8 protein-coding genes and 2 tRNA genes are annotated in these 13060 nt (G+C 45.2%); 9 read left to right on the forward strand and 1 reads right to left on the reverse strand.

From position 1 onward, the window contains the following. Positions 1-33 precede the first annotated feature (33 nt). Positions 34-117, forward strand: a tRNA-Leu gene (locus NXH67_RS13240). A 79-nt stretch (positions 118-196) separates the two neighbouring features. Here NXH67_RS13240 and NXH67_RS13245 read toward each other — a convergent pair. Continuing rightward, complete coding sequence (locus NXH67_RS13245; RefSeq protein ID WP_272797666.1) at positions 197-1522, reverse strand: CapA family protein; 1326 nt, start codon at positions 1520-1522, stop codon at positions 197-199. Between the two features lie 188 nt (positions 1523-1710). Here NXH67_RS13245 and carB point away from each other — a divergent pair, with 188 nt between their 5' ends. The 8 genes from carB to NXH67_RS13285 all read left to right on the forward strand — a co-directional run bounded on the left by carB (position 1711) and on the right by NXH67_RS13285 (position 12629). Further along, on the forward strand, positions 1711-4956 hold the full coding sequence (gene carB, locus NXH67_RS13250; protein ID WP_272797667.1) for a carbamoyl-phosphate synthase large subunit: 3246 nt from the start codon (positions 1711-1713) through the stop codon (positions 4954-4956). Positions 4957-4983: 27 nt separating this feature from the next. After that, complete coding sequence (locus NXH67_RS13255; RefSeq protein ID WP_022778180.1) at positions 4984-5637, forward strand: HAD family hydrolase; 654 nt, start codon at positions 4984-4986, stop codon at positions 5635-5637. Between the two features lie 45 nt (positions 5638-5682). Continuing rightward, positions 5683-7491, forward strand: coding sequence for a sensor histidine kinase (locus NXH67_RS13260; protein ID WP_272797668.1), 1809 nt, complete (start codon positions 5683-5685; stop codon positions 7489-7491). Continuing rightward, positions 7466-8566, forward strand: a complete 1101-nt coding sequence (locus NXH67_RS13265) for a response regulator transcription factor (protein WP_272797669.1) — start codon at positions 7466-7468, stop codon at positions 8564-8566. Before NXH67_RS13260 ends, NXH67_RS13265 begins: the two co-directional genes overlap by 26 nt. A gap of 137 nt (positions 8567-8703) precedes the next feature. After that, on the forward strand, positions 8704-10431 hold the full coding sequence (locus NXH67_RS13270; RefSeq protein ID WP_272797670.1) for an extracellular solute-binding protein: 1728 nt from the start codon (positions 8704-8706) through the stop codon (positions 10429-10431). A 183-nt stretch (positions 10432-10614) separates the two neighbouring features. After that, positions 10615-11523 carry an ABC transporter permease gene (locus tag NXH67_RS13275; protein WP_272797671.1) on the forward strand — a complete coding sequence of 303 codons (909 nt, stop codon included), beginning with the start codon at positions 10615-10617 and terminating at the stop codon, positions 11521-11523. Between the two features lie 15 nt (positions 11524-11538). Further along, positions 11539-12438, forward strand: a complete 900-nt coding sequence (locus NXH67_RS13280) for a carbohydrate ABC transporter permease (protein WP_022778175.1) — start codon at positions 11539-11541, stop codon at positions 12436-12438. A gap of 107 nt (positions 12439-12545) precedes the next feature. After that, positions 12546-12629 (forward strand) — tRNA-Leu (locus tag NXH67_RS13285). The last annotated feature ends 431 nt before the right edge of the window (positions 12630-13060 follow it).

Genomic DNA, 13060 nt, shown 5'->3' on the forward strand with positions numbered 1-13060 from the left:
CAATGGATTAGGTTAACTATATATACTTGATACGCGGAAGTGTCGGAATTGGCAGACGAGCAAGACTAAGGATCTTGTGATGCTTACATCGTGAGGGTTCAAGTCCCTTCTTCCGCACGAACAAAAAGGAATCAGTTCATTGAACTGGTTCCTTTTTTGTTCGTAAGAAAGAAGGGACTTGAACTAATTAGTTTATTTACTTCCAACTGTCTCCCCACACTGTATTGCATATATCAAAGCACTGCTGCTTGGAGAAGCTGTTGTCTTGTATGTCGATGGCATTGGTGGCTGCCATTTCATCCGTATAGGTGGAGAGTGGATAAACACTGACTCCGTGGTACTGCCTTGACAGATGGGCTACCAGAGCTTCAACCGCGTGATCGGTGATGACTGCTTCGCCCTCATCGGTTCTGGTGATTGTGACCTGGGCCATTCCTCCAACCATTCTCTTGGTGATGCCGGGACCTTCCGAGGAAGTCCAGCTTACGAAGTTACCGAGAGAGTAGTATACCAGCATATCGCCGTCGCCGTGATTATTGCTGTAGCCGGGGACATCGTCCTCGATAAATTCCACCGGTTCGATGACGTGGGGGTGAGCTCCCAGAATAAGATCTGCGCCTCCTTCTCTGAAAACTAACGTCCATTTCTGCTGGCTCTTATCGGTCTCAAGATTGTATTCCGTTCCCCAATGGGGGCAAACGATGGTAAAATCAGCATTCTCTTCAGCATAGGCAAGGTCCTGTCTTACCTTTTCCTCTTCCAGGAGATCTACGGCAAAGGGCATGCTCTGAGGCATCGGAAGACCGTTGGTTCCGTAGGTATAATTAAGGATCGCGATCCTGATACCGTTTTTCTCAACAATATCAACTCGTTCTTTATCTTCTTCGGTCTCATTTATTCCCAGAACCAGTATTTCGGGGTGATTGTTCTTCCAGTATTCGATAGTGTTCATAAGGCCCTGCTTGCCCTTGTCGAGAGCATGATTGGTGCCGTGAAGAACTACGTCAAAGCCTGCGTTTACCAGCGCATCTCCTATATCAACAGGAGCATTGAAACAGGGATAACCGGATATGCCAAGCTCAACTCCGCCAAGGATAACCTCCTGATTGACTATCGCCAGATCGGCTGCGCTTATTTCATCCTTAACGTTTGCAAAGATAGGGTTAAAATCGTAATTGCCGTCTTCGTCTCTGCAGGCTTTCTCGATGGGCATATGAAGTAGCACATCGCCCACCATTACAACAGAAACACTATCCGGCTCCTCGGGTATCTCCTCAGAGGAAGCCTCTGCAGCTGATGCAGTGTCTCCTATAGAAGCAATATCTTCTTTACTTTGATTCTCCTCAGAAATGGTTTCGAAGACCAAACCCGTATCCGTGGCTTCATCTGCTGCGTCATCGGCGCCAAGGGTAAGGATATCTTCATCTGAAGTGGTTTTTATGGAAAACACCATCAGAGCTGCGTACAGAACAAGTGTAATTAGCGCCAGGATGGCTATTGTATAGCTTACATGTCTTTTCATGATTTATTCCATTCATTTAACTTGATGTATTTTAATCTGCTAAAGTTTTATTTTTCACGAATAAGTATAACACAAGTACATTACTATATTTTTCTATATCATACAAACAGTAAATTTACTCCTTGTCACTTTGCCGCGGTATAAATATAATGTATTAGAATATGAAAAAAGAAATAGGGAGGAATATCATGGCAGCAAGAACTGATATACACAAAGTATTGATCATTGGCTCGGGACCCATTGTCATCGGCCAGGCCTGCGAGTTCGACTACTCCGGAACACAGGCATGCAAGGCTCTCAGAAGTCTCGGATATGAAATCGTTTTGGTTAACTCCAATCCGGCCACCATCATGACCGATCCGGAGATGGCCGATAAGACCTATATTGAGCCACTTAACGTGGAACGTGTCACCTCTGTTATTGAAAAAGAAAGACCGGATGCTCTTCTTCCAAATCTTGGCGGACAGTCCGGACTTAATCTCTGTTCTGAGCTATATAAAGCAGGTATCCTCGATAAATATAACGTAAAAGTAATCGGTGTTCAGGTTGACGTCATTGAGCGCGGCGAAGACAGAACCGAATTTAAGAAGACAATGGACATGCTGGGTATTGAGATGGCTCGTTCCAAGGCTTGCTACAGCATTGAAGAAGCTCTTGCAGAAGCGGATGAGCTGGGTTATCCCGTTGTACTTCGTCCTGCCTACACCATGGGCGGCGCCGGCGGCGGACTTGTTTACAACAAGGAAGAACTTCAGACAGTATGCGCCCGCGGTCTCCAGGCTTCCATTATTCATCAGGTTCTTGTTGAGGAGTCTATCCTTGGCTGGGAAGAGCTTGAGCTGGAGGTTGTTCGTGACAAGGACAACAACATGATAACCGTATGCTTTATCGAAAACGTTGATCCTGTAGGTGTTCATACAGGTGATTCCTTCTGTACAGCGCCTATGCTCACCATCGAAGAGGAACTTCAGAAAGAGCTCCAGCGTCAGGCCTACAAGATTGTTGAGCACATCGGCGTAATCGGCGGCACCAATGTTCAGTTTGCTCATGATCCTAAGAGTGGTCGAATTATCGTTATTGAGATCAATCCACGTACCTCCCGTTCATCTGCCCTTGCAAGTAAGGCAACAGGCTTCCCCATCGCTCTTGTTTCCGCCAAACTTGCCACAGGACTTACTTTGGCTGAACTTCCGGATTCCAAGTTCGGAACTCTTGATAAATACGTACCTAACGGCGACTATGTAGTAGTTAAGTTTGCACGCTGGGCCTTCGAGAAATTCAGAGGCGTAGAGGACAAGCTTGGAACTCAGATGCGTGCCGTCGGCGAAGTTATGAGTATCGGCAAGAACTTCAGAGAGGCTTTCCAGAAGGCCATCAGATCCCTTGAGAAGGATCGCTACGGCCTTGGCTGTATCGAGAAATTCGAGAAGATGCCCAAGGAAGAACTTCTTCGTATGCTCAAAAATGCTTCTTCCGAGCGCTACTTCCTTATGTATGAAGCTATGAAAAAAGGCGTCACCGTCGAGGAATTATACGATATCACCAAGGTTAAGCACTACTTCTTAAATGAGATGAAGGCTCTTGTGGAGGAGGAGATGGATCTGGCAAGACAGAGCATGGGCCATGTTCCCTCCGGGGATGCCCTGATTGCAGCTAAGAAAGACGGCTTTTCCGATAAATATCTTGCTAAGCTTCTGGACGTATCAGAGGATGACATCAGACAGGCACGAGAGGCTGCAGGTCTTATAGAGAACTGGGATGGCGTTCACGTATACGGCACCGACGGAAGTGCTTACTACTATTCAACTTATCAGGAAAAAGAGAGATTGGAGAATCCTCTTACTCTTTCAGAGGGTAGTGATAACAAGAAGATAATGATCCTTGGCGGCGGTCCCAACCGTATCGGACAGGGTATTGAGTTCGATTACTGCTGTGTACATGCAGCCCTTGCTCTTAAGAAGCTGGGCTTTGAGACAATTATTGTTAACTGTAACCCCGAGACTGTATCTACAGACTACGACACCTCAGACAAGCTCTATTTCGAGCCCCTTACTCTTGAGGATGTTCTTCAGATCTACAGAAAAGAGAAGCCCCTTGGCGTTATCGCCCAGTTCGGCGGACAGACTCCTCTTAATCTGGCAGCCAAGCTCAAGGAAGAGGGCGTCAACATTCTCGGTACAACTCCTGAAGTTATCGATCTTGCTGAGGACAGAGATCAGTTCCGTCTCATGATGGAGAAACTGGGAATCCCTATGGCAGAGGCCGGAATGGCTTCTGATGTAGAGGGAGCCAAGGAGATTGCTGCTAGGATCGGCTATCCTGTTATGGTTCGTCCTTCCTTCGTTCTTGGCGGAAGAGGAATGGAGATAGTAAGGGATGAGGAGAGCATGGAGGGTTATATGAAGGCCGCAGTAGGTGTTACTCCCGACAGACCTATCCTTATCGACAGATTCCTTCACGACGCACTTGAGTGTGAGGCAGATGCCATCAGCGACGGTAAAGAGGCTTTTGTTCCCGCTGTTATGGAGCACATTGAGCTTGCAGGAATTCACTCCGGAGACTCAGCCTGCATCATTCCTTCCAAGCACATCTCTGAGAAGCACTTAAGGATCATCGAGGATTATACCAAGAAGATCGCCGTTGAGATGAACGTTGTGGGACTTATGAATATGCAGTATGCCATTGAGGATGATACAGTATATGTGCTTGAGGCCAACCCTCGCGCATCCCGTACCGTGCCCCTTGTTTCCAAGGTCTGCGGCATCAAGATGGTTCCTCTCGCAACCGATATCATTACTGCTTCCCTCACAGGAAGACCATCACCTGTACCTGCTCTTTTAACAGAGAAAAAAGATGCTGAGCCAGCGTACTACGGTGTAAAAGAGGCGGTGTTCCCCTTCAATATGTTCCCTGAGGTTGATCCTGTTCTGGGACCTGAGATGCGTTCCACAGGTGAGGTTCTGGGACTTGCCAGGACTCCCGGTGAAGCCTTCTTCAAGGCTGAGGAAGCTACAGGTACAGCTCTTCCTACTAAGGGCGCAGTACTTATTTCCTTAAACAGCGAGGACAAGCCAGAGGCAGCAGAACTGGCAAGAAGCTTTGCTGATGAGGATTTCAAGATCTATGCCACCGGCAAGACCTTTGAAAATATTGTTGAGGCAGGAATACCTGCTGTAAGGATAATGAAGAACTACGAGGGCGGAAGACCTGACGTAGAGGATGTAATCAAGAACGGTGAGGTTGATCTTATCATCAACACTCCTATTGGACGCGGCGCTGAGCATGATGACGGATACCTGCGAAGAGCAGCCATCAAGGCACGCATACCTTACATCACCACAGTTGCGGCAGCCAAGGCAGCAGCTGAAGGTATTCACGAAGTAAGGGAAAAAGGCTGCGGAAATATCCGCTCACTTCAGGAATACCACGGATAATTTTTTAGAAATAAGAGGCGTTATATTTTGAAATACAGTACGATTATTTTCGATATGGACGGAACACTTTTGGATACCATAGAGGATATTACAGATTCCCTGAATTATGTAATGGAAAGGAATGGCCTTAATTCTTTTTCCATAGACCGGGTCAAGCATATGGTTGGAAGCGGTTCTGCGGTCCTTATCGAGAGAGCTCTTGAGGGTGGAAGGGAGAATCCTGATTTTGACAGGATTCTCTCTGAATACTCAGAGTATTACGAGGCCCACTGCAATATTAAGACAGGGCCATATCATCATATCCCCGAACTTTTGCAGGCACTTAAGAACAAGGGCTATAAGCTTGCCATAGTATCCAACAAACCAATGGCTGCTGTGGAGGAGCTGAGGAAGGCTTATTTTGACGACTTCGTTGAAGTTGCCATCGGCGTAACGGATAAGCTCAGAAGAAAGCCCTATCCCGATGAGTGTCTTTTTGCCATGGAGGAGCTTCATAGCAGCAAGGAGGAATGTATCTATGTTGGAGATTCCGAAATAGATCATCAGACAGCGGTGAACACAGGGCTTAAGTGCATCTCCTGTCTCTGGGGCTTTAGAACAAAGCAGGAGCTTCTGGATGCAGGCGCGGGAGATAATTATTTTGTAAATGATCCCTTGGAGATACTTGATATTATCTGCTAAAATGTTAGAAATATGTATGTCGGGTAAGGGTCAGGGGATAGCAAAATGCAGTCTAAAAAAATAAGTAATATTCTATACAGATGGCTCAATGACCTTAGCATAAGGAACAAGCTGATCCTGGTATACGTGATATGTATGTTCATACCGCTTATTCTCACGGACAGTGTTGTATTCGGACTTCTGGAATACTATGAACAAAGAGAAGAGGAATACCGCATGAGAAGTGCGGCGGATTCCGTGCGATACCTGGTAAACAGCTCCTTTGACGAAGCGGTCACAGCCATCAACAAGATATATCTGGATGAGGATGTTTATAAGTTTCTGGATCAGACCTTTGAATCGGACTACGATTTTTATGAAAAAAGATTCAGATTCAACGAGAAGAAAATCAAGCCCCTTGACGGCGGCAGAGAATCGGTTCTTAGCAGTATCATTCTCTGCAGTGACAATGCAGGGATAGTCAACGGCGGTAACTTCTACAACCTCAAGGATATCAAATACATCAGCTGGGAAGATCTTCAGGCGTCGAAGAGCTCTATAGTAGTCTTTTTTTACTATCCTAAGGATGAGATCAACAACAGTTCCCAAAAAAAGAAAGTTGCCGTAATCAGAATGCTGGATCACTACTCCTGGTATCACAGAAACATGATGGTTTATGTGGACCTGGATTTCAGTGTGCTTCAGCGCAAGATGAAGGCTATGACCTTCGAATATTCCATCTATCTGTGCGAGGGGGACAGGATTCTTTTGTCCAGCCCTTTGCAGAAGAGTATCAACATGGACTATGAAACTCTGGGGGATGATGTTAACATAGGCCTTGAAGTTCCCTGGAACGTATACGGAAGGAATCTTCGCATCATCGTTTCTGGCAATGAGAGTAACTTTAAGAAGATTTTCAAGGATCATGCAGTTATTATCATATTGCTGATCATGCTGAATCTCCTGGCGCCTATTGTTGTGATAAGATTCATGAACAAATCCTTTGCCATGAGGCTTTACAGGATTTCCAGAGCCTTTGATGAAGCGGATATAGATAACAATCAGGGAATCAATGAGGAAAATGCGGGCAACGATGAGATCGGCCTACTCATAAGAGGGTACAATCGCATGGTTGAAAGGCAGAGTACTCTTATCAGAACCAACTATACCGCCAGGCTTGAACGACAGGAGATGGAGCTTGCCAGGCAAACGGCGGAATTGTCGGCCCTTCACTCCCAGATCAATCCTCACTTTTTGTTTAACATGCTGGAGAACATCAGGATGAGGAGTGTCATCAAGAGTGAAAAAGAGACAGCTTCAATGATAGAGAAGTTGGCAACTCTGATAAGACAGAATGTCAGCTGGTCCACCGATGACTCCACCATAGAAGATGAGATCAGCTTCATTAAGTCGTATCTGGAGCTTCAAAAGTACCGTTTTGGAGAAAAACTTAAGTTTGAGATAAGTGTCAGAGATGATTGCAAAGACTTCCTTGTGCCCAAACTTACACTGGTAACCTTTGTTGAGAATGCCTGCATACACGGCATGGAAGGCAAAACCGCCGCCTGCTATATTTATGTAAGAGTATACAGGAACGAAGAATCCCTTGTCATGGAGATTGAGGACACCGGCAGCGGAATGCTGGATGAAGAAGTCATGTATCTGAATGACAAGATGAATAATTGCACTTTGGAAGACGTCAAGAAGGGCTCCCATGTGGGTATGCTCAATGCGTGTCTTAGACTTCGCATGAGCACCGATCTTACGGCGCGCTTTGGTCTTGAAAGTGAGAAAGGCGTTGGAACCTACATAACCATTACGGTTCCTGCGGACAGGCTTAAGAAATACGATGATAAAAGTGATGTTGGTAGATGATGAGCCTTTTATTCTTGAAGGAATGTCGGTTCTCATTGACTGGGAACAATATGGGTGTTTGATAGCAGCAAAGGCTTCAAACGGAGAGGAAGCGCTGGAGTATCTTAAGCAGGGAGACATAGACCTTGTGATAACGGACATCAAAATGCCGGTAATGACAGGGCTTGAACTCTTGCAGACCGCCCGGGAGGAGGGACTTTCCTCAGCCTATTTTGTGATCCTTAGCGGCTATAATGATTTTCAATATGCTCAGACGGCTCTCAGGTACGAGGCCCTTGATTATCTGCTTAAGCCCGTCAGTGCCAACAGTCTTATAGAAGTCATAGATAAGGTTAAGAGTAAAAAGAGTGTTACCCAGGGGAGTGAACTTGCGGGATATGAGAATACCGCTGATGCAGAATCCTCCACGGTTTTGTTTAAGGATGAGCTTGACGGTATTGTTTCAGGTATCGAACATAACGACAAGGATGTGATAAATAGGAACATCGATGTGCTTTTTTCCAAGATTGGAGGCGAAGGCGCTGTTTTATCAGAACAGGCCATAAGCGTCAACAAGAATTATCTTGTATTCAGACTTCTTCATCTTGCGGTGGAGTTGGATGAGAGCATCAATCAGGAGGTTGTAATGATGTACATCTCGGACAATATCCTGACAAATGGTACCCACACAGGAACTATGCTTCACGTCAAGCAGTTTGCTCTTGAATATGCCGGTTATCTTATGAGCCTTCGCAGCAATGTATCCAAGGGAGTTCTTAAGGATATAGAAAAGGAGCTTAGTAAAAGCTTCGCACAGAATATTACTCTCAAAGATTTTGCCGCCAAATATTATGTGAACAGCTCCTACCTGGGGCAGCTGTTCCGCAAGCAATACGGTATGTCCTTCAGGGAATATCTTAATGCTGTGAGGATCAATCATGCGGCATCAATGCTGCTTAAGTCCGATGAGAAGATAGGCCGTATTGCAGAGGAAGTGGGCTATCATGACACAGACTATTTTATCAATAAATTTATTGCGATTAAGGGCTGCACACCCTCAAAATACAGGAAGAATGGAAATAGTCATACAGATTAATAAAATGGCAGGACAAATCACTAGAATTTGTCCTGTTTTTCTTTAGAATTTGTAGGGTGAAAAGAATATATCACTGTATTAGACTAATTATCAGATTATAAACCCTTTCAAAGGGCAAATTAAAAGGGAGGATTACAATGAAGAAAAAAGTAGCATCATTATTACTGAGCGCTGCAATGATGGCATCAATTCTTGCCGGATGTGGCGACACAGAATCAGCACCTGCTGGCGGCGACACAACACCCGCTGCAACTCAGACTGACAACGGTTCAGCTGATACCGGAAGTGCTTCAGCTGACACAGCAACTCCGGGTGAGGTAACAGATTTCACAATGTTCATCACTATGCCCGGTTCCGAAATCAATGATGACAACGAGATTGCTCAGATGATCGCTGACAAGTATGGGGTAAGAGTAAAAGAGACATGGCTTACAGGTCAGACAGCATCTGAGGCAACAGGTACACTTATCGCCGGCGGCGAGTATCCTGACTTCATCGATTCCGATGAAATGAATCTGCTTATCGACGCAGACGCACTTATTCCACTTGATGATTACATCGACCAGTATCCTGAGTTCAAGGAGAAATGGTTCACTCCCGAAGAGTGGGAGAAATTCCGTCAGCCCGACGGACACATCTACTGGATCAATCCTTTCGGAAACACAAAGGGTGAGTCCAAGCAGACAACACACAACGACGAAGCTTTCTGGATCCAGGTAAGAGTTCTTGAGTGGGCTAATTATCCTAAGATCGAGACACTTGATCAGTACTTCCAGCTCCTTGAGGATTACATCGCTGCTAATCCTACAATGGACGATGGCACAGAGAACATTGCTTACACAATCCTCTGCGAAGACTGGAGATATTTCTGCCTTGAGAACGCAGGTCAGTTCCTTGCAGGATATCCTAACGACGGTTCTGTAATCGTTGACAAGTCCACAATGACAATCAAGGACTACAACACATCAGACGACACAATCGCTTACTTCAAGAAGCTCAACGAAGAGTACAACAAGGGCTTCGTTGATCCTGAGTCCTTCACACAGACCTACGACGAGTATATCGCTAAGCTTTCAACAGGCCGCGTACTTGGTATGGTTGATCAGTGGTGGGATTTCGCTAACAACGTAAATGACTCCTTCAAGCAGACAGGTCTTGATGCTAAGGGCTGTAACTATGTACCTCTTGGACTTACAACAACAGCCGGCATGGACAACAGATGGCATACATATGATGACACAGTTAACCAGGCTTCAGGTATCGCTATCACAACAGATTGTAAGGATCCTGACAAGGCATTCAAGTTCATCGTTGACTGCGCTATGGATCAGGAACTTCATGATCTCAGATTCTGGGGCGTTAAGGGCGTTGACTACGATGTAGATGAGAACGGATTATACTATCGTACTGATGAGCAGAGAATGAACTGGGCAGATACTTCTTACCAGGCTTCTCACAGATGTGTATATTCATACTTCCCTCAGTGGAACGGAACATCTGATGACGGAATTAACGCTAACAAACCTGAAGAGCAGCCTTCAGAGTTCATGATCGATATGGCAGCTCCTCTTAAGGCATGCTTCGATGCTTACGGAGTAACAACATATCCTCAGATGATCAATTCAGTAGTTGAGACTAACGGACCTTGGTTCCCTATGTACTCATACTCCAACAACTTCACAACTGAGACACCCGGCGGTGTAGCTTGGGCTAAGATGGGTGAGTGCAAGCACGAGTGGCTTCCTAAGGTTGTTATGGCTAAGGACTTCGAGCAGGGCTGGGCTGAGTACATGGATGCATACAATGCATGCAAGCCTGAGGATTTCATCGGCGAGATGCAGGAGATTCTTGATACATTTAAGTAATCACTTAGCTGGGTTCTGTCGAGTTTAGTGTACCAGATAGGAATAAAGAACAAGAAAAGGCAGCAACTGCGCCAACAGACAATGTTGCTGCCCTTTTTTTGAAAAAAATCGAATTGGTTCTTCTAGAAAAGAGTAATAGGAGTGGAGTTTATGGCCCGGAATAAAACACGCAAAAAAATGAATATGAAGGCCACACTGAAGGAGATGAAGCGCCAGAGCTTTCTCATGGTTGTGACCCTTGCCGTAGTTGTGTACGGTATCATATTCTATTACTGGCCTTTGACAGGCTGGATCATGGCTTTTCAGAATTTCAAACCCAAGAAGGGAATCCTTGGTTCCGCCTTTGTTGGATTGGACAAGTTTAAGTTCCTGTTTGGAGATCAGACCTTCATTAAGGTCATCAGAAACACCTTCGCAATGGGTGTTATCAACCTTGTTACCACCACGATAATGGCAGTTCTTTTTGCGATTATCTTAAATGAGGTCAGAAGGGCATGGATCAAGAAGCCCATTCAGACCATTTCATACCTTCCGCATTTCCTTTCATGGATCGTTGTTACCAGTATTTTGCACGTTTCATTATCCGCAACCGGTATTGTCAACGACCTGCTTCTGAGATTCGGATTCATTAATCAGGCAATCAACTTTTTTGCACATCCCGGATACTTCTGGCCTATAGTTGCATTTGCCAACTGCTGGAAGGAGACAGGATGGAATGCAATAATCTATCTGGCAGCCATCACTGCTATCGATCCTGCTCTGTATGAAGCAGCTTCCATCGATGGCGCCGACAGATTACAGAAGATCAGATATATTACTTTCCCGGGTATCAAACCTACCTTCATGATCCTTCTTCTTATGAATGTTGGTAACGTATTAAATGCCGGATTCGAAGTGCAGTATCTGTTAGGTAACGGACTTGTACAGTCTGTATCCCAGACTATCGATATCTACGTACTGAAATGGGGTATTTCACAGAATGACTACTCCCTCGGTACTGCCGCCGGTTTGTTTAAGAGTGCTGTAAGTATTGCGATCATCGTTATTGCTAACTCTATTGCCAAGAGATACAGCGAGCAGAGATTATTCTAAGGAGGGCGTAAGACGATGAATGAGAAAGAGTACACAGTAAGAAGACCGGTCAGCGATGTCATATTTGAGATATTCGTTGTACTGTTCCTGACAATATTCGTAATAGTTACACTTTACCCTGTTATCAATACCGTAGCCCTGTCATTTAATGATGGTATCGATGCGGTAAGAGGCGGAATTTATTTATGGCCCCGTAAGTTCTCCATGAAGAACTATCAGACAGTATTTGCGATGCAGAATATCTGGGTAGGTGCCAGAGTCACAGTTTTAAGAACAATCGTGGCTACCTTCACTTCACTTTTTGCAAATGCGCTGCTTGCATTTGTTGTAAGCCGTAAGAGATTCCTGTTTAAATCCCAGCTGTCACTTTTCTGGGTTATTACAATGTATGTTAACGGCGGAATGATTCCTATTTTCCTTCTCTACAAGAACTTAGGACTTACAGGAACATTCCACGTATACTGGGTTCCCGGTATGATCAGTGCATTTAACATGCTGGTTATGAGAACCTATATGGAAGGCATTCCCGAGAGTTTGGAAGAATCAGCTCAGCTCGACGGCGCCGGATACTGGACAATCTTCAAAGATATTATTTCTCCTTTGAGTAAGCCTGTTTACGCAACAGTTGCATTGTTCATCGCCGTTTGGCAGTGGAACTCATGGTTTGATGCAATGCTGTACAACCGTATGAAGACTGAGTACACAACACTTCAGTACGAGCTCATGAAGCTGCTTTCATCTGTAATGCAGCAGAGCGGTAGTGCAGACAGCGCCAAGAACAGCGCCAACACCATCACGCCTATCACAATTCGTGCCGCTGTAACGGTTGCTACAATGCTTCCTATCATTTTGCTGTATCCCTTCCTCCAGAGATACTTCGTTACAGGCCTTACCATCGGTGGTGTCAAGGAATAATAGCCTATGAGATGGCAAACGAAAAAAAGTTTATAAATTTTTGTTGACGTTTGCCGGATACTTTGATATTATAATCAAGTCGCCACGAGAGATCGAGGCGACGGTTCGCGGAAGTGTCGGAATTGGCAGACGAGCAAGACTAAGGATCTTGTGATGCTTACATCGTGTGGGTTCAAGTCCCATCTTCCGCACGCAGAAAAAGAAAAAGCCTAAGGCATAAAGCCTTGGGCTTTTTTCTTTTTCCACATGGGGAGAGTCCTCTCACCCATGTGGGTACTGGGATTCTCACTAGGCTCGAAAAAACCTCACCAAGTGTTCACCCATGGCTCGCACTAAGCTCGAAAAGACCTCGCTAAGTGCTCTGCTCAAAGTCCCATCTAGGCTAAAGATTTCCATGACATGTTCTTTCAAAAAAATGTTTCGTGCAGAAGATGGGATGACACGGGACGGTTCTTTTGTCATCTCAACTGGGGTATAATATATATGATATAGGTGCCAAAAGTCATAAATGCGTACATGCTGGCATGTTAAGCATTTTGACTTTATGGCCCAAACAAATATGAGGAATTAGCAATTTACGCAGTAAATTAGCGGTTTCCGAATATTTGTAGAATTGCGAGAA

This window comes from Butyrivibrio sp. DSM 10294, from assembly GCF_028539135.1.
GTDB lineage: Bacteria > Bacillota > Clostridia > Lachnospirales > Lachnospiraceae > Butyrivibrio.